At 71.4% G+C, this 16,185-nt stretch carries 17 protein-coding genes; 9 read left to right on the top strand and 8 right to left on the bottom strand.

Features of this window, described 5'->3' with window-relative positions:
* The first annotated feature begins 14 nt into the window (after positions 1-14).
* Positions 15-413: a type IV secretion protein Rhs gene (locus BLR02_RS09885; RefSeq protein ID WP_245704719.1), complete on the top strand. Its 399-nt coding sequence runs from the start codon at positions 15-17 to the stop codon at positions 411-413.
* Here the strand turns inward: BLR02_RS09885 and BLR02_RS09880 are convergent.
* The 6 genes from BLR02_RS09880 to BLR02_RS09855 all read right to left on the bottom strand — a co-directional run bounded on the left by BLR02_RS09880 (position 388) and on the right by BLR02_RS09855 (position 5,972).
* Positions 388-1,626, bottom strand: a complete 1,239-nt coding sequence (locus BLR02_RS09880) for a hypothetical protein (protein WP_245704718.1) — start codon at positions 1,624-1,626, stop codon at positions 388-390. The two genes, BLR02_RS09885 and BLR02_RS09880, sit on opposite strands and share 26 nt — an antisense overlap.
* A gap of 23 nt (positions 1,627-1,649) precedes the next feature.
* Positions 1,650-2,549: an LLM class F420-dependent oxidoreductase gene (locus tag BLR02_RS09875; RefSeq protein WP_090662709.1), complete on the bottom strand. Its 900-nt coding sequence runs from the start codon at positions 2,547-2,549 to the stop codon at positions 1,650-1,652.
* Positions 2,550-2,611: 62 nt separating this feature from the next.
* A complete protein-coding gene (locus BLR02_RS09870) occupies positions 2,612-3,406 on the bottom strand; it encodes an ABC transporter ATP-binding protein (protein WP_090564206.1) in 795 nt (264 codons plus the stop codon).
* The gene (locus BLR02_RS09865) at positions 3,407-4,180 is read right to left on the bottom strand and encodes an ABC transporter permease (RefSeq protein WP_090564208.1); all 774 of its coding nucleotides are present in this window, start codon (positions 4,178-4,180) and stop codon (positions 3,407-3,409) included. It lies immediately after the preceding gene.
* Positions 4,180-5,130: an ABC transporter substrate-binding protein gene (locus tag BLR02_RS09860; RefSeq protein WP_090564210.1), complete on the bottom strand. Its 951-nt coding sequence runs from the start codon at positions 5,128-5,130 to the stop codon at positions 4,180-4,182. The genes BLR02_RS09865 and BLR02_RS09860 overlap by 1 nt, the downstream gene beginning before the upstream one ends.
* 92 nt (positions 5,131-5,222) lie before the next feature.
* Positions 5,223-5,972 carry an SDR family NAD(P)-dependent oxidoreductase gene (locus BLR02_RS09855; RefSeq protein WP_090564212.1) on the bottom strand — a complete coding sequence of 250 codons (750 nt, stop codon included), beginning with the start codon at positions 5,970-5,972 and terminating at the stop codon, positions 5,223-5,225.
* A 123-nt stretch (positions 5,973-6,095) separates the two neighbouring features.
* Here BLR02_RS09855 and BLR02_RS09850 point away from each other — a divergent pair, with 123 nt between their 5' ends.
* Both BLR02_RS09850 and BLR02_RS09845 read left to right on the top strand, forming a co-directional pair.
* Entirely contained in the window at positions 6,096-7,094 is a 999-nt protein-coding gene (locus BLR02_RS09850; RefSeq protein ID WP_218127902.1) for a cyclase family protein, read from the top strand.
* A 98-nt stretch (positions 7,095-7,192) separates the two neighbouring features.
* Positions 7,193-8,200 carry a C-terminal binding protein gene (locus BLR02_RS09845; protein ID WP_090564216.1) on the top strand — a complete coding sequence of 336 codons (1,008 nt, stop codon included), beginning with the start codon at positions 7,193-7,195 and terminating at the stop codon, positions 8,198-8,200.
* A gap of 52 nt (positions 8,201-8,252) precedes the next feature.
* Here BLR02_RS09845 and BLR02_RS09840 read toward each other — a convergent pair whose 3' ends face one another.
* Positions 8,253-9,671 (bottom strand): MATE family efflux transporter, encoded by a 1,419-nt coding sequence (locus tag BLR02_RS09840; RefSeq protein WP_245704717.1) that lies wholly within the window; start codon positions 9,669-9,671, stop codon positions 8,253-8,255.
* Positions 9,672-9,789: 118 nt separating this feature from the next.
* Here BLR02_RS09840 and BLR02_RS09835 point away from each other — a divergent pair, with 118 nt between their 5' ends.
* The 6 genes from BLR02_RS09835 to BLR02_RS09810 all read left to right on the top strand — a co-directional run bounded on the left by BLR02_RS09835 (position 9,790) and on the right by BLR02_RS09810 (position 15,175).
* On the top strand, positions 9,790-10,839 hold the full coding sequence (locus BLR02_RS09835; RefSeq protein WP_090662703.1) for an alpha/beta hydrolase: 1,050 nt from the start codon (positions 9,790-9,792) through the stop codon (positions 10,837-10,839).
* Between the two features lie 13 nt (positions 10,840-10,852).
* A complete protein-coding gene (locus BLR02_RS09830; RefSeq protein WP_090564222.1) occupies positions 10,853-11,173 on the top strand; it encodes a hypothetical protein in 321 nt (106 codons plus the stop codon).
* A gap of 63 nt (positions 11,174-11,236) precedes the next feature.
* Entirely contained in the window at positions 11,237-13,027 is a 1,791-nt protein-coding gene (locus BLR02_RS09825; RefSeq protein WP_090662701.1) for an IlvD/Edd family dehydratase, read from the top strand.
* A 126-nt stretch (positions 13,028-13,153) separates the two neighbouring features.
* A complete protein-coding gene (locus BLR02_RS09820) occupies positions 13,154-13,402 on the top strand; it encodes a hypothetical protein (protein ID WP_090564226.1) in 249 nt (82 codons plus the stop codon).
* Positions 13,403-13,465: 63 nt separating this feature from the next.
* A complete protein-coding gene (locus BLR02_RS09815) occupies positions 13,466-14,215 on the top strand; it encodes an SDR family oxidoreductase (protein WP_090662700.1) in 750 nt (249 codons plus the stop codon).
* Positions 14,216-14,323: 108 nt separating this feature from the next.
* A complete protein-coding gene (locus tag BLR02_RS09810) occupies positions 14,324-15,175 on the top strand; it encodes a fumarylacetoacetate hydrolase family protein (protein WP_090662697.1) in 852 nt (283 codons plus the stop codon).
* A gap of 35 nt (positions 15,176-15,210) precedes the next feature.
* On the opposite strand, the gene BLR02_RS09805 is transcribed toward BLR02_RS09810, so the two are convergent.
* Positions 15,211-16,179: a 2-hydroxyacid dehydrogenase gene (locus tag BLR02_RS09805; protein ID WP_218127901.1), complete on the bottom strand. Its 969-nt coding sequence runs from the start codon at positions 16,177-16,179 to the stop codon at positions 15,211-15,213.
* Positions 16,180-16,185 lie beyond the last annotated feature (6 nt).

The raw sequence follows: 16,185 nt of genomic DNA, 5'->3' as shown, positions 1-16,185 counted from the left end.
CCAGGATGCCCGCCATGGCACGCATCATCCTCGTCCTGCTGCTCTGGGCGGCCGGCGCCGCCGCGCAGACCGAGCGCTTCTACGATGCGCAGGGGCGCTCCACTGGCCGGGCTGAGACCCGTGGCGGCACCACCCGCTTCTATGATGCCCAGGGCCGCAGCGCCGGCCGGGCCGAAGCCCACGGCCCCACCACCCGCTTCTACGACGCCCGGGGACGCAGCGCCGGCCGGGCCGAGGATGGCCGCAGCTACGATGCGCAAGGCCGCTCCGCCGGCCGGGCCGAAACCCGGGGCGGCACGACCCGCCTCTACGACGCGCAAGGGCGCAACGCCGGGCGGCTGGAGGAGCGGGGCGGCAGCCTGCGGGCCTATGACGCCCAGGGCCGCGCTACGGGGCGGATCGAGCGGCGGTAGCCACTTCGAGGAAGCGGATCAGCGCCGCCCTCTCCGCCGGGTCGCCCAGGCGCTGCACCGGCATGGTCGTCCCCGGCGTCACCACATCCGGGCCGCGGGTGAAGAGGTCCGCCACCGTCTCCGGCGTCCAGGTGATGTCACCCCGGGCGAGGCGTGGCGAATAGGGATAGCCCGGCAGGCTCCCCATCTGACGGCCGAAGATCCCGTGCAGGCTCGGCCCCGCCATCGGCCCGGCCGTCGCGGTCAGCGCATGGCAGGCGCTGCAGGCGCGGAAGACGCGGGCGCCCTCGGGGTCGGCGCCATCCGGCAGCGCCTCCTCCACCGCCGGGGCGAGCGGGCCGAGCGGGGCGCCGCTCGCCGCATCCCAGCGGCGCAGCAGCCGGTCCTGCCCGCCGGTCCAGAGCGTCCGCTCATCCGTGGCGAAGGCCACCGACCAGACCGGCAGGCCTGGCCCCTCCAGCGTGTGCAGCAGCCGCCCCTCCGGCAGCGACCAGAGCGTGACGGAGCCGCCGAGCGAGGCGGCGGCGAGCATCGCCCCTCCGGGCGCAGCGGCCAGCGCCACCACCGGGCGGCTGCCGGCGGCCAGTTCGCGCACCGCCCCATCGGCTGCGATCAGCCGCACCACCCCGTCCGCCCCGCCCGAAGCCAGCATCCCTCCGGGCAGCGCCGCCAGCGCATGCTGGGGCAGGCCGAATTCGGCGAGCACCTGCCCGTTTTGCCCATCCCAGACCCGCACCGTCCCGTCATAGCCGGCGCTGGCCCAGCGCCTGCCGGCCCAGGCGATGCCGTTCACCGGCCCCTGATGCCCATCCAGAACCCGGCTTGTCCCACCGTTGGGCCAGAGTCGCACGATGCCATCCCAGCCAGCGCTGGCCAGCATCCCATCCGGCCCCACCGCCAGCCCGGCGACCGGCGCCGCATGGCCTTCCAGCACGCGGAGGGGCTCCGCCGCCCCGCCCGGCGGCCAGAGGGCGATCCGCCCATCCTCGCCGCCGCTGGCAAGCCCGCCACCCGGCAGCGCCACCAGCGCATTCACCGCCGCGCCATGCCAGCGCATCACCCGTCGCGCCCGGCCGCTGGCCGGGTCCCACAGGATCACCGCCTGGTCGAAGCCGCCCGAGGCCAGCCCCCCGGGCCAGGCCGCCAGCGCCCGCACCGGCCCACCATGCCCCGGCAGTTCCTGCGCCGGGGCAGCGCCGCCGATCGCCAACAACAGCGCGAGAAGACAGCCGAGCCTCACAGGCACTCGGCCACCGCTGCCTGGAAGCGCCGCATCACCGCCAGATGGTCGGCCATGCTCCGCCCCGCGATGCGCCGGTGGTGCCGGAGGCCGAAGGTATTGGTCAGGGTGAGGTGCGTCGCCCCCTGCGCCTTCCAATACGCTGCCTCCTGCCGCCAGGAGGCCTCGTCGCCCGCCCCGCCCGAGACCCAGACCTCCAGGCCGATCGCCGACGGGTCGCGCCCCGCCGCCTCGGTCAGCCGGCGCAGCGTGGCAAGCTCCGCCTCGATCGCCGCCCCGGGCGGATAGGCATTCATGATCCAGCCGTCGCCCAGCGTGGCGATCCGCTCCAGCGTCTGCTCCACATGCCCGCCGAACCAGACGGGGATGCGCCGGTTCACTGGCATCGGGTTGATCCCCGCGTCGTCGATGCGGTGCCAGCGCCCCTCGAAACTCACATGCGGCTCCGCCCAGAGGCGCTGCATCACCTCCACCTGCTCGGCGCTGCGCCGGCCGCGATTGGCGAAATTCTCGTTGAGCCCGGTGAACTCCACCGGGTTCCAGCCGACGCCCACCCCCAGCCGGAACCGCCCGCCGCAGAGCAGGTCGAGGCTCGCCGCCTGCTTCGCCACCAGCACCGCCTGGCGCTGGGCCAGGATCAGCACCTGGGTGGAGAATTCGGTCGTCGGCCGGCACAGCCCGGCGAGGAAGCCGAAGCAGACGAAGGGGTCGTGGAACAGGTCGGCCGAGGTGTTGCGGGCGCCCCAATCCGGCCGGCTGGCGACATTCACCCCGAGCACATGGTCGGGCAGGCCGAGATTGGTGTAGCCCAACGCCTCCGCCTCCAGGGCGAAGTCCCGCACCATCCCTGGCTCGCCGCCGATATCGCCGAGCGGCATCATCACACCCAACCGCATCGCACCCACTCCCGCTGGCCTCGGGGGATTAACGGCCAATCGGGCGCGATGGTCGAGTCGGCCTACCCGGCCGCGGCGATCGCCTTCCGCACTTCCTCGCGGATCTCGCCCATCAGCCGCGCCTTGAGCGCGCCGAACTCCGGCGTCGTCTTCATCGTCCAGTCGCGCGGATAGGCCAGCGGCACCGGCACCTCGGCCTTCACCCGCCCCGGCCGGGCCGACATCACCAGCACGCGGTTGGCGAGGAAGATCGCCTCGTCGATGTCATGGGTGACGAAGAGGACGGTCTTGCGGTCCGCCTCCCAGATCTCCAGCAGCAGCTCCTGCATCAGCTCCCGCGTCTGGTGGTCGAGGGCGCCGAAGGGCTCGTCGAGCAGCAGGATCTCCGGGTCGTTGGCCAGCGCGCGCGCCAAGGCCGTCCGCTGCTGCATGCCGCCCGAGAGCTGCCTCGGCCAGTGGTTCTCGAAGCCGCGCAGCCCAGTGCGGGCGATGAAGCGCGCCGCGACCTCCGCCTGCTGCGCCTCCGGCAGGCCGCGCTCGCGCAGGCCGTAGCGGATGTTCCCCTCGACGGTCAGCCAGGGGAAGAGGGTGTAGGACTGGAAGACCATTCCCCGGTCCGGCCCCGGCGCCGTGACCGGCGCGCCATCGAGCAGCACCTGCCCGCCCGTCGGCTGGTCAAGCCCGGCGACGATCCGCAGCAGCGTCGACTTCCCGCAGCCCGAGGGGCCGAGGATGGCGACGAATTCGCCCGGGGCGACGGAGAGGTCGGTCGGCTGCAGGGCGAGCGTCGGCGCACTGGCCCGCTGGCCGGGGAAGGTCCGCGTCACCCCGGCGATCCGCAAGGTCTTGGCCGACATCTACAGCACCGCCCAGGGAAACAGCCGCCGGTTCGCCGCCTTGAACAGCAGGTCCGTCACCAACCCGATGATGCCGATGACGGCGATGCCGAAGATCATCTGCCCGGTATCGAGCAGGCGCTGGCTGTCCATGATCATGTGGCCGATGCCGCTGGTCGCGCCGATCAGCTCGGCGACAATCACATAGGTCCAGGCCCAGCCGAGCACGAGGCGCAGCGTCTCGGCGATCTGCGGCGCCGCCGCCGGGATCACCACCCGCCGGAGGATCGCCAGCCGCCCCGAGCCGAGCGTCCGCGCCGCCTCCACCAGGTCGGGCCGCGTTGCCCCGGCGACGCCCGCCACCATGATGACGAGCTGGAAGACGCTGCCGATGACGATGACGGAGAGCTTCTGCGCCTCCCCCACCCCGGCCCAGAGGATCAGCAGCGGGATGAAGGCGGAGGCCGGCAGGTAGCGGGCGAAGGACAGGAAGGGCTCGAAGAAGGCCTCGATCGGCTTGAAGGCGCCCATCAGCAGGCCGAGCGGCACGGCGAGGACGGCGGCGATGAGGAAGCCCCCGACCACCCGCCAGATCGTCACCGCGATATCACCGAGGAAGCCGAACTCCGTCAGCAGCGACCAGCCGGCCAGCAGCGTCCGGCCCGGCGAGGCGAGGAAGAGCGGCGGCACCCAGCCGCCATAGGTCGCCAGCCCCCAGGCGGCGATGAAGACCGCGAAGAAGCCGGCCCCCAGCGCGATCCGGGCGCCGGGCGAGACCGGCTTCAGCGGTTCCATCAACCGAGGAATTGGGTATCGAGCAGCTTCGTCAGGTCGACATTGCCGCGCACCACGCCGGTCTCCCTCTGCACCTCGAGCGCCTTCTGCTGGAACTCCGGCAGGCCGGCGGCGACATAGGCCTTGTTCATCGCCCCATCCTGCCACTCGATGTACTGCGCGCTGGCCTTGAAGGCCTCGCCCGTCTGATTCACCCGGCGGCCCATGATCTCGTAGCTGCGGTCGGGCTCCGCCTTGATCATGGCGAGCGCGTCGTACCAGCTCTTCACCACCCGCCGCACCGCCTCGGGGTTCGCCTGGATGAAGGCCGGCTGGAAGGCGAGCGTATCGACCACGCAGGGGTGCTGCACCGTCGTCGCCAGGATGCGCCCCTTGTCCTCGCCCATGGCGCGGACCTGGGAGAGATAGGGCTCATAGGTCGAGCAGCCGTCGAACTGCCCGGCGACGAAGGCCTGCGCCGCCGGCTGCGGCGCCAGTGTCGCGGTGGTGACGTCTTTGATCGAGACGCCGTTCTCCCGCATCATATAGGCGAGGACGAAATAGGGCGTCGTGCCGGCGCCATCGACCGCGATGGTCTTGCCCTTCAGCCCCGCCCAGCCGCCGATGCCCGGCCGCACCGCGACGCCGTCGCCGCCCTTCGAGCGGTCGAGCACCAGCACCTGCACCAGCGGCGCCGCGCTCGCCCAGAGGATCATGGTATCGACCGTCGTCACCACGCAGTTCAGCGCGCCGGAGACGAGAGCCAGGTTGCGCTCCCGCTGGGGGACGAATTTGGTCTCGACCTCGAGCCCGTTCGCCTTGAACAGCCCCGCCTGCTCGGCCAGCGTCAGCGGCGCGAAGCCGGTCCAGCCGGACATGCCGATGGTGATCTTCGGGAAGCTCTGCGCCCGCAGCACGGCGGGGGCGGCAAGGCTGGCGGCGGAGGCGGCCAGGAGGCTGCGGCGAAGCATCGACAGGAATCTCCCCTCGGGTCGGCGGAGAAGCTATCGAACCGTCCCGCCGGCGCAAGGCTTTCTTGCGCCGCAGCAATCATGGGAGCGGGTCAGGCCGTGATCCCGCCATCCACATGGATCACCTGCCCGGTGACATAGCCGGCCTCCGGCGAGGCGAGGAAGGCGATCGCCGCCGCCACGTCGTCCGGCGTGCCGAGCCGGCGCAGCGGGATGCGGGCGATGCGCTCCTCGAAGGCCTTGGGGTCGAGTGCCGCATGCGCCCCTGAATCCTTCTTGGTGAAGCCCGGCGCCACCGCGTTCACCGTGACGCCCGGCGCCCATTCGATGGCCAGCGCCCGCACCAGCGCCTCCAGCGCCGCCTTGGCCGCGGCGGAAGCAGGGAAGACCGGCTGCTCCAGCCGGAAGACATGCGCGACGAAGGAGGAGACGGCGACTAGCCGCGGCTCCCGCCCCCGCGCCAGATGCGGCCCGGCGGCACGGGCCAGGCGCAGCAGGGCGAAGGCGATGGAATCATGGCTGGCGGCGAAGGCGGCATCGGTCAGCGCGGCCACCGGCGTCCGGTCGGCGAAGCCGGCATTGGAGACGACCACGTCGAGGCCGCCCAGCGCCGCCACCGCCTCCTCCACCAGCCGCTCCGGCAGCTCGGGCAGGGCAAGGTCGCCGAGCAGCACATGGGCGGTGCCGCCCCGTGCCCGCACCTCGGCCGCCACGCGCTCCACCCCCTCGCGGTTCTTCCGGGTATGCAGGGCGAGGGCGGCGCCGGGGGCGGCCAGCCGCCGGGCACAGGCCGCGCCGATGCCACTCGCCGCGCCGGTGATGAGGTAATGCCGCTCCGCCATGCCCTGCCCCCGTTGTCGCCGCGATCATGCGCCGGCACCCGGCAATGGCAAGGGCCGCACCCGCCGTGCCAGGATGCCGGGGCGGAACCAACCGCCTGCACGACAGATGCATGGGAGAACGTCATGAAAGCCATGTCACGCCGCGGCCTCTTCGGGGGGCTGGGATGCCTCGCCTGTGGCGGCGCGCATCTCGGCCTCAGCGCCACGCCGGTCCAGGCCCAGGGGGCGCCGGGGGGCTGGACGCCGCCCGATTCCGCCCAGCGCTGCCCCAGCCGCTGGGGCGCGAATGACCGCCGCGGCGCGATGAACCTGATGACGGCGGAGCGCGCGAAGCGCGCCGCCTCCCTCATCCGCACCGGCGAGATCGTGGAACTCGGCCAGACCCTGTCGGAGGCCATGCCCTTCTTCGGCACGCGGCGCTTCGACGTCCACCTGAAGCAGACCTTCATGAACCCGCAGGCCAACCGCCGCGGCTCGAATGAGGAGCTGGTGGTGACGGAGATCGGCCAGGTCGGCACCCAGCTCGACATGTTCCCGCACCAGACCATCGGTGACGAGACCTACAATTGCGTCAAGGTGCCGGGCATCATGGCGCGCGGCGGCTTCACCGAGATGGGGGTCGATACCGTCGGCACCATCTTCACCCGCGGCATCCTGCTCGACATCGCCGCGCTGAAGGGCGTGCCGGTGCTGGAGGACAGCTACGAGATCACCGTCGCCGATCTGGAACAGGCGCAGCAGCGCCAGAACATCCGCATCGAGGAGGGTGATGCGGTGCTGTTCCATACCGGCTGGGGCACGCTGTGGGCGCGCGACAACGCACGCTATGTGCGCTCCTGCCCCGGCATCGGCGTGGCGGCGGCGGAATACGTCATCCAGCGCAACCCGATCCTGATGGGCGCGGATAACTGGCCGGTCGAATGCGCGCCGTCCAAGACCATGCCGCAGGCCTCGCTGCCCGTGCACCAGATCGCCCTGGTGGTGAACGGCGTCCATCTGCTGGAGAACATGAAGCTCGACCAGCTCGCCGTGCGGCGCCCCGGCGAATTCGCGCTGATGGTCCAGCCGTTGAAGGTAAAGGGCGGCACCGGCAGCACCGTCGCGCCGAGCGCCCTGTTCTGACGCGGCCTCCCCCGTGACCGGCATCCCGGTCGCGGGGGGCTTCACGGCTCCGGGCGCCCCTCCTACCCTTCCCTCACAGTCAGGGAGGAACACGACGCATGCTCACGGTTCTGGAGCCGGAGGGACTCTATCCGGATACGGCGATCGAGCAGGAGATCCTGGGGCCCGGCGTCCGCATCATCCGCGGGCATGCCAGGTCCAGCATCGCCGAACTGCCGGATGAGATGCTGGCCGAGGTCGATGGGCTGATGACGCTGCGCATGTGGGTACCGGCCGAGCAGGTCGCCCGCTTCCCGAAGCTCAAGGTCATCGTCCGCATGGGCGTCGGCTATGACCGGGTGGACCGCGCCGCCGCCGCTGCCCGCGGCATCACCGTCTGCAACATCCCCGACTACGGCACCCAGGAGGTGGCGGAATTTGCCGTCCTCCTCGCCCTCTCGCTCCGGCGCGGGCTCATCCTCTACCATGACACCCAGCGCGGGCCGGACCCGGCGCCCTGGGCGGTGATGCAGTCGCCCCTGCACCGCCGGCAGGAGGTGCAGACCTTCGGCATCCTCGGCCTCGGCCGCATCGGCTCGGCCGCCGCCTTGCGCGCCAAGGCCTTCGGCTACCGAGTCGTCTTCTACGACCCGAACCAGCCCAATGGCTGGGATCGTGCCCTCGGTATCCAACGCGTCCGCAGCATGGACGAGTTGCTCGCCCAGTCCGACGTCCTCTCGATCCACTGCCCGCTGACCCGTGGCACCCGCGGCCTGATCGGCGAGCGGGAGCTGCGGCTGCTGCCGAGGAATGCCGTGGTGGTGAACACCGCCCGCGGCCCGATCCTCGACATCAATGCGCTGGAGCGTTGCCTGCGCGACGGCCACCTCGCCGGCGCCGGCCTCGACGTCATCCCGGAGGAGCCGCCGGCCGAGCCCATCCCCTCGCTGCTCCGCGCCTATCGCGCCGGCGAGGACTGGCTGCGTGGCCGCCTCGTCGTCACCCCGCACATCGCCTTCCACACGCCGGAAGCCTGGCAGGACATCCGGGTGAAGAGCGTCGAGACGATGCGGGACGTGCTGGTGGAGGGCCGCCGCACCAACGTCATCCCGCCCGAAAGCGACTGACCGGACCAGTGGCGAGGCGGCGCATGGACCGGCCTCCTGAAGGGACGCCCGTTCATGCCCCCGCCGCGGATGGAAGCTCCTGCGGCACCTCGGCAAGGCGCCGCCAGCGCAGCAGCAGCATCCCGGCGACGAGCAGCACCCCGGCGGCCAGACCGAGCCAGAGGCCGGCCGGTCCAACCCCGCCCCAGACTGCCAGCGCCACCCCGACCGGCATGCCGATCCCCCAGTAGCCGAGCGCAGCCAGCAGCATCGGCACCTGGGTGTCCTTCAGCCCGCGCAGCGCGCCGGAGGCCACCACCTGCACCCCATCGGCCAGCTGGAACAGCCCGGCGATGGTCAGCAGCCAGGCCGCCAGTGCCGCCACCGCCGCCGCCTCGGTATCCGCCACATCGAGGAAGGCCCAGGCGATCGGCCGCGCACCCAGCACCAGCAGCAGCGCCATCGCCAGCATGAAGCCGGCCCCGAGCCCGATTGCCACCCAGCCCGCCTGCCCGGCCCCAGTCGCATCACCCCGGCCGGCCAGCACGCCGACGCGGGCTGTCGCCGCCTGGCCGATTCCCATTGGCACCATGAAGGACAGCGCCGAGACCTGCAGCGCGATGGCATGGGCCGCCACCGCGACCGCGCCGAACAGGCCCATCGCGATCGCCGTCGCGCTGAACACGCCGATCTCGAGCAGCATCTGGCCGCTGATCGGCAGGCCGATGCGGAAGGTCTCCCGCAGCCGTGGCAGGTCCACCCGCCAGAAGCGGCCGAGCAGGCGGAAGCGCCGCAGCCGCCGGTCGCGCGCGATCAGGACGAGCAGCGCCAGCAGCATCAGCAGGTCCGCCAGGGCACTGGCCAGCCCCGCCCCGACGACGCCGAACCCTTCCAGGCCGAAGGCCCCGAAGACCAGTAGCCAGGCGAGCGGCGCATTGATCGCCACCGCCGCGCCCGTCACCCAGAGGGCCGGGCCCGGCCGGTCCATGGCCGCGAGGAAGCCGCGCAGCACGATGAAGCCGGAGAATGGGATCAGCCCCCACATCATCGCCCGCAGATAGGTCCCGGCCCCGGCCGCCAGCGCAGGCTCCTGCCCGAGCAGCCTCAGCAGCCACTCGCCCTGCCAGAGCAGGGCCAGGGAGGGCGCCAGCAGCAGCAGCGTGGCCACCAGCGCGCTGCGCGCCCCGCGCCGCATCTCGCGCACCCAGCCGCGCGCGGCCCCGCCCCGGCGCTGCCCCCGGCCGCGCGCCTGCGCCATGACTGGCGCCGCGGCGAAGGCGGTGCCGAGGCCAGGCGCCATCATCAGCCAGTAGAGATTGGCCCCCAGCGTGCCGGCGGCCAGCGCCTCGGTCGAGTACCAGCCGAGGATCACCGCATGGGTTGCTGCCATCGCATGCTGGCTGAGATTGGTGAGCGCCAGCGGCCAGGCGAGCGCCAGCGTCGCCCGCACCTCCGCCCAGCGGCCGAGGCCTCGCATTTCCGTCCCTTGCATGGCGCCGGGTGTAGCCCAGCGGGGCCGGCTTGGCATGTGACCTTCCGATGCGGGGATGGTGGAATGCGGCCCTGTGCGGCTAGGCTGGCGGCAAAGCCACACGTCGTGAGGAAGACCCATGCACCGCCGCGCGCTGCTCGCCGCCCCCCCTGCCGCCCTGGCCGCCGCGACCCTGCTGCCCGCCACGGCCGATGCCCAAGGGGCCCCGGTGCAGACCGAGGAGTTCATGGTCCCCTCCAAGGATGCGGGGATCGAGCTGTTCCTCCGCAACAAGCGGCAGGAGGGCGTGCAGCCGCGACCCGACCGGACCCTGCTCTTCGTCCATGGCGCCACCTACCCGGCCAGCACGGCCTTCGACCTGCCGCTCGGCGGCCTCTCCTGGATGGACTACATCGCCGGCCGTGGCTTCGATGTCTGGTGCCTCGACCTCCGCGGCTATGGCCGCAGCAGCCGCCCGCCGGAGATGGGCCAGCCGCCGGAGGCCAACCCGCCGCTCGTTCGTGGCGAGACCGCCGTCGCCGACATCGCCGCCGCGGCCGCCTTCATCCGCCAGCGCCGGGGACTGCCCAAGATCGTCCATATGGGCTGGTCCTGGGGCACCAGCCTGATGGCCCGCTTCACCGCCGACAATCCGGGCCTGGTCGAGCGCCTGGTGCTCTACGCCCCGCAATGGCTGCGCGAGGGGCCGAGCCCGGCCGCGGCCGGCACTTCGGGCGAGCTCGGCGCCTACCGCGCCATCACCCAGGCGCAGGCGCGCGAGCGTTGGATCGCCGGCGTGCCGGAGGCCAAGCGCGCGGCCCTCATCCCGCCCGGCTGGTTCGAGCACTGGGCCGGCGTCACCTGGGCATCCGACCCCGATGGCCTGCGCCGCAACCCACCCGCGCTCCGCGCCCCGAACGGCGTGCTGCTGGACATCCGCGAGTTCTGGCAGGCCGGCAATCCCTTCTACGATCCTTCGAAGATCACCGTGCCGACCCTTCTCGTCGTCGCCGAATGGGACCGGGACACGCCGCCTGCCCTGGCGAACACCCTCTTCCCGCTGCTGACCGCGAGCCCCGGCAAACGCCTCGTCCAGCTTGCCGAGGGCACGCATACCATCATCATGGAGCGGAACCGGGGCGCGCTGTTCCAGGCCGTCCAGGTCTTCCTCGAGGAAGCGATTGCCTGAGGGAGCTAGCTCCATGCGCTGCCTGGCACCCGCCGCCCTGTTCCTTCCCCTGCTTATCCTGCCGGCGGCGGCCCAGCAGGCGCCCGACGCCTCGTTCCGCATCACCAACCGGGGCGCCCGCGCCATACAGGAGATCTATGTCGCCTCCGCCGGGGTCAATGCCTGGGGCGAGGACCGGCTCGGCAGCAAGACCCTCGGCAGTGGTGCCAGCCACCTGGTCGCCCTGCCGCCCGGGCAATGCGTGAACGACATCCGCATCATCGTCGAGGGCGGCGAGGCGAAGGAGCGCCGCCGGGTGAATACCTGCAGCCAGGGCGACCTCGTCTTTCCGTAACGGCACGCATCGTTGACAGGGAAGGTCCGGGGCACGACGTTCACGGCAGCGGGAGTAATCGCCATGGCCAGTTCCGACCAGACCAAGAAGTCCTTCAAGCTGCGCAGCCAGCGCTGGTTCGATGACCCGGAGGATCCGGGCATGACCGCGCTCTATGTCGAGCGCTTCCTCAATTTCGGCATGACCCGCGGCGAGCTGCAATCCGGCAAGCCGATCATCGGCATCGCCCAGACCGGCAGCGACATCGCCCCCTGCAATCGCCACCACCTGGCGCTGGCCGAGCGGGTGAAGGCCGGCATCCGCGACGCCGGCGGCATCCCGCTCGAATTCCCGATCCACCCGATCCAGGAGACCGGCAAGCGCCCGACCGCGGCGCTCGACCGCAACCTGGCCTATCTCTCGCTGGTCGAGATCCTGCACGGCTACCCGATCGACGGCGTGGTGCTGACCGCAGGCTGCGACAAGACGACGCCGGCCGTGCTGATGGGCGCGGCGACGGTCAACATCCCCGCCATCGTCCTGTCCGGCGGGCCGATGCTCGACGGCCACTGGAAGGGGCGGCTGACCGGCAGCGGCACCATTGTGTGGGAAGCCCGCAGGATGCTGGCCGAGGGCAAGATCAACTATGACGGCTTCATGGAGCTGGTCGCCAGCAGCTCCACCAGCGTCGGCCATTGCAACACCATGGGCACGGCGCTCTCGATGAACTCGCTGGCCGAGGCGCTCGGGATGTCGCTGCCCGGCTGCGCCGCCATCCCCGGCCCCTACCGGGAGCGCGGGCAGATCGCCCACGCGACCGGCAAGCGCATCGTCGAGATGGTGCACGAGAACCTGCGCCCCTCCGACATCATGACGCGCGAGGCCTTCGAGAATTCGATCGTCGCCGCCTCCGCCCTCGGCGCCTCCACCAACTGCCCGCCCCACATCATCGCCATCGCCCGCCATATGGGCGTCGAGCTGAAGATCGAGGACTGGGACCGCATCGGCCATGACATCCCGCTGCTGGTCGATTGCCAGCCGGCCGGGCGCTTCCTCGGCGAGGCCTTCCACCGCGCCGGCGGCGTGCCGGCCGTGATGAAGGAGCTGCTGAACGCCGGCAAGCTGCATGGCGGCGTGATGACCGTCACCGGCCGCAGCCTCGCCTCCAATGTCGAGACGCTGGAGGAGCCGGACCGCGAGGTGATCCGTCCCTACAGCCTGCCGCTGAAGGAGCGGGCCGGCTTCGCCATCCTGTCGGGCAACATCTTCGACAGCGCGGTCATGAAGATCAGCGTGATCGACAAGGCCTTCCGCAACCGCTTCCTGTCGAACCCGCCCGACGTCTTCACCGGCAAGGTCGTCGTCTTCGAGGGGCCGGAGGACTACCACGACCGGATCGAGGACCCCTCGCTCGGCATCGACGAGCACACGGTGCTGGTCATCCGCAACTGCGGCCCGGTCGGCTATCCCGGCAGCGCCGAGGTGGTGAACATGCAGCCACCCGCAGCACTGCTGAAGGCCGGCATCGACAGCCTCCCCACCATGGGCGACGGCCGGCAGAGCGGCACCTCGGCGAGCCCCTCCATCCTCAACGTCTCGCCCGAGGCGGCGGTCGGCGGCGGCCTCGCCCTGATGAAGTCGGGCGACCCGATCCGCATCGACCTCAACACGCGCAAGGTCGACCTGCTGATCCCCGAGGATGAGCTTGCCGCCCGCCGCGCCGCCTGGCAGCCGCCCAAGCTGGTCAACAAGACCCCCTGGGAGGAGATCCAGCGCAGCATGGTCGGCCAGCTCGGCACCGGCGGCTGCCTGGAGCCGGCGACGCTCTACCTCGATGTGCTCAACACACGTGGGGAGAGCCGGCACAACCACTGATCGGGACCCTACCCATCCATCGCATGGATGGGGCCTATGCGGATTTTGCCATTTGCGTTGCGCCGCAGCAGGCCTATCTCTCCCCGCAACGGCCGGACCCGATCCGGCCACCGAGGAGAGACTTCCATGCGCAACCCGATCCTGCCTCTTGCAGCCCTGCTGCTTGGCCTCGCTGCGCCGGCCCTGGCGCAGCAGGCCGCTACCGACGATGCAGCGGCCCGGACGCTGGCGCAGAATGCCCGCATCTCGTTCAGCCGCCCCGTGGCCACCCCGCCGTCCCAGGTGCCGAATGCGGCGCCGGATGTCCCGGTCTCCGTGCCCCGTGCGGCGCCGCCCTCCCGGCGCCTCGCCCTCGCCTCCAACCCCGCCCGCTGACCCTGGGTTGACGCCGGCCGCCTGGCCGTGATCATGGCGCCCCAAGGATAAGGGGCGGATGGCATGGCAGGCAGGCTGGCAGGAAAGCGATGCTTCGTGACGGCGGCGGGCCAGGGCATCGGCCGGGCCACCGCCCTCGCCTATGCCGCCGAGGGCGCCAGCGTCCTCGCCACCGACCTCAGCGCCGACAAGCTCGCCGGCCTCGAGGCCTCGGGCATTGAGACCCGCGCGCTCGACGTGCTGGACGATGCCGCCGTCGCCGCCGCCATCCAGGCGGCCGGCCCGCTCGACGTGCTGTTCAACTGCGCCGGCTTCGTCCACCAGAACACCATCGAGACCTGCACCGACGATGAGTGGAATTTCGGCTTCGCGCTGAACGTCCGCTCCATGTGGCAGACGATCCGCGCCGCCCTGCCGGGGATGCTCGGCCGGGGCGGCGGCGCGATCGTCAACATGTCCTCCGCCTGCTCCTCGGTGAAGGGCGCGCCGAACCGCTTCCTCTACGGCACCACCAAGGCCGCGGTGATCGGGCTGACGAAGTCCGTCGCCACCGAGTATGTGACGCGCGGCCTCCGCTGCAACTGCCTCTGCCCCGGCACGGTCGACACGCCGAGCCTCGGCGAGCGCATCTCGGCCAATGCGGCCGCCGCCGGCAGCGAGGAGGCGGCGCGCGCCGCCTTCGTCTCCCGCCAGGCCATGGGCCGGCTGGCGACGGCGGAGGAGATGGCCGCTCTCGTCGTCTACCTCTCCGCCCCGGAAAGCACCTTCGTCACCGGCCAGGCCATCGTCATCGATGGCGGCTGGACCTTGTAGTTTTCGCGCCGGCACGAAGCCGCCACTCCGGGTCCCATCGCAGCGCGCTGCGATGGGGTCCCGGCAACCCTTCGTGCCGGCGCGCCATTCGATCCAGGAGACGCATCCATGAAGCTGCTGCGCTACGGCCCGCCGGGCCAGGAGAAACCGGGCATGCTCGACGCCTCGGGCACCATCCGCGACCTCTCGGGCATCGTCCCCGACCTCGCCGGCGAGGCGCTCTCCGCCGACGGCTTGTCGAAGCTCGCCGGCATCGACCCCGCGACGCTGCCCGCAGTGCCCGGCAACCCGCGCCTCGGCCCGCCGGTGACGGGGATGAAGAACCTCATCTGCATCGGCCTCAACTATGCCGACCATGCCGCCGAGACCGGCGCGCCGGTGCCGAAGGAGCCGATCGTCTTCCTCAAGTCCCTCGGTGCCCTCAGCGGCCCGAATGACGATGTGATCATCCCGAAGGGCAGCGTGAAGTCCGACTGGGAGGTCGAGCTCTGCATCATCATCGGCTCCCGCGCCAAATGCGTGACCGAGGAGCAGGCGCTCGACCATGTCGCCGGCTACGCCGTGGGCAACGACGTCTCCGAGCGCGAGTGGCAGATCGAGCGCGGCGGCGCCTGGGACAAGGGCAAGGGCTGCGATACCTTCGGCCCGGTCGGCCCCTGGCTCGTCACCAAGGATGAGGTGCCGGACCCGCAGAACCTCTCGATGTTCCTCGATGTCGACGGCAAGCGCATGCAGGACGGCAGCACGCGCACCATGATCTTCGGCGTGAAGACCATCGTCTCCTATGTCTCGGGCATGATCACCCTGCACCCGGGCGACGTGATCTTCACCGGTACGCCGCCGGGCGTCGGCCTCGGCCAGAAGCCTTCGCCGGTCTTCCTGAAGGCAGGCCAGACGATGAAGCTCGGCATCGAGGGCCTCGGCGAGCAGACCCAGCGGACTGTCGCCTACGAGGGCTGAGCACGGGGCGCCGGCCATGCGGCCGGCGCCGCCGCTCAGGCGAGTTCGGGGATGACCCAGAGGGGCCGCTCCCCGCGCGCCACGCGCTGGCAGTTGTCGAAGGCGTTGCGGAAGCGGGCCTGCTGGTTGTCCCAGGTCGGGCCCGCGAAATGGGGCGTGAGGGTCACGTTCTTCAGCCGGAAGAGCGGGTTGTCCGCCGCCGGCGGCTCCTGGTCGAAGACATCGAGGCCGGCGCCGGCGATGGTCCCGGCCTCCAGCGCCGCGGTCAGCGCCACCTCGTCCACCACCGGGCCGCGGCAGGTGTTGATGAGGTAGGCGGTCGGCTTCATCCGCGCGAGCTCCGCCGCGCCGATCATGTGCCGGCTGGCCGGCGTCAGCGGCACGTGCAGCGAGACGATGTCGCTGTTGCGCAGGATCTCACCCAGCAGCTTGAAGCGGACCTCGAGCGCATCCTCCTCCGCCTCGGAGACGCGACGGATGTCGTAGTAGTGGACCGTCATGCCGAAGGCATTGGCCAGCCGCGCCACCTTCTTGCCGATGGCGCCGAGCCCCACGATGCCGAGGGTCTTGTCGCGCAACTCGTAGAGCTTCACCTGGCTCGGGTCGTTGCCGCGCCAGCGGCCGGCGACGACGTTCTCGTGCTGGCTGACGAGGCGCCGGCAGGTGGCGAGCATCAGCAGCAGCGCATGCTCGGCGACGGCGGTGGAGTTGGCGCCACCATTGTTGCAGACGGGGATGCCCGCCGCCCGCGCCGCCTCGATATCCACCGTGTCATAGCCGGCCGAGAGCAGCTGGAAGAGCTTCAGCCGCGGCGCCGTGGCGTAGAAGCCGGCATCGATCGCGCGGTTGCCGAAGCCAACGAGGTATTCCGCCTCCGGGATCGCCGCCTTGAAGGCCTCGCTGCCGAAGGGCGCGACCACCAGCTCCATGCCGGAGGGTGCCAGCTCCCTGGCGATCTCGGCCGCGCTCAAGGCGCTGTCCATCATGACGATCCGTGGCGGCATGGCGTT

This window comes from Belnapia rosea (assembly GCF_900101615.1).
Lineage (GTDB): Bacteria > Pseudomonadota > Alphaproteobacteria > Acetobacterales > Acetobacteraceae > Belnapia > Belnapia rosea.
The sequence above is the reverse complement of the archived record's forward strand: the minus strand, read 5'-3'. Positions and strand labels throughout refer to the sequence as shown.

Bases quoted from the DNA above. Each gene is read 5' to 3' on its own strand.
- BLR02_RS09830 (WP_090564222.1), top strand. From the start codon at position 10,853: ATGCGCTGCCTGGCACCCGCCGCCCTGTTCCTTCCCCTGCTTATCCTG.
- BLR02_RS09865 (WP_090564208.1), bottom strand. From the start codon at position 4,180: ATGGAACCGCTGAAGCCGGTCTCGCCCGGCGCCCGGATCGCGCTGGGG.
- BLR02_RS09810 (WP_090662697.1), top strand. From the start codon at position 14,324: ATGAAGCTGCTGCGCTACGGCCCGCCGGGCCAGGAGAAACCGGGCATG.
- BLR02_RS09860 (WP_090564210.1), bottom strand. From the start codon at position 5,130: ATGCTTCGCCGCAGCCTCCTGGCCGCCTCCGCCGCCAGCCTTGCCGCC.
- BLR02_RS09855 (WP_090564212.1), bottom strand. From the start codon at position 5,972: ATGGCGGAGCGGCATTACCTCATCACCGGCGCGGCGAGTGGCATCGGC.
- BLR02_RS09870 (WP_090564206.1), bottom strand. From the start codon at position 3,406: ATGTCGGCCAAGACCTTGCGGATCGCCGGGGTGACGCGGACCTTCCCC.
- BLR02_RS09850 (WP_218127902.1), top strand. From the start codon at position 6,096: ATGAAAGCCATGTCACGCCGCGGCCTCTTCGGGGGGCTGGGATGCCTC.
- BLR02_RS09885 (WP_245704719.1), top strand. From the start codon at position 15: ATGGCACGCATCATCCTCGTCCTGCTGCTCTGGGCGGCCGGCGCCGCC.
- BLR02_RS09840 (WP_245704717.1), bottom strand. From the start codon at position 9,671: ATGCAAGGGACGGAAATGCGAGGCCTCGGCCGCTGGGCGGAGGTGCGG.
- BLR02_RS09815 (WP_090662700.1), top strand. From the start codon at position 13,466: ATGGCAGGCAGGCTGGCAGGAAAGCGATGCTTCGTGACGGCGGCGGGC.
- BLR02_RS09805 (WP_218127901.1), bottom strand. From the start codon at position 16,179: ATGCCGCCACGGATCGTCATGATGGACAGCGCCTTGAGCGCGGCCGAG.
- BLR02_RS09875 (WP_090662709.1), bottom strand. From the start codon at position 2,549: ATGCGGTTGGGTGTGATGATGCCGCTCGGCGATATCGGCGGCGAGCCA.
- BLR02_RS09835 (WP_090662703.1), top strand. From the start codon at position 9,790: ATGCACCGCCGCGCGCTGCTCGCCGCCCCCCCTGCCGCCCTGGCCGCC.
- BLR02_RS09820 (WP_090564226.1), top strand. From the start codon at position 13,154: ATGCGCAACCCGATCCTGCCTCTTGCAGCCCTGCTGCTTGGCCTCGCT.
- BLR02_RS09845 (WP_090564216.1), top strand. From the start codon at position 7,193: ATGCTCACGGTTCTGGAGCCGGAGGGACTCTATCCGGATACGGCGATC.
- BLR02_RS09825 (WP_090662701.1), top strand. From the start codon at position 11,237: ATGGCCAGTTCCGACCAGACCAAGAAGTCCTTCAAGCTGCGCAGCCAG.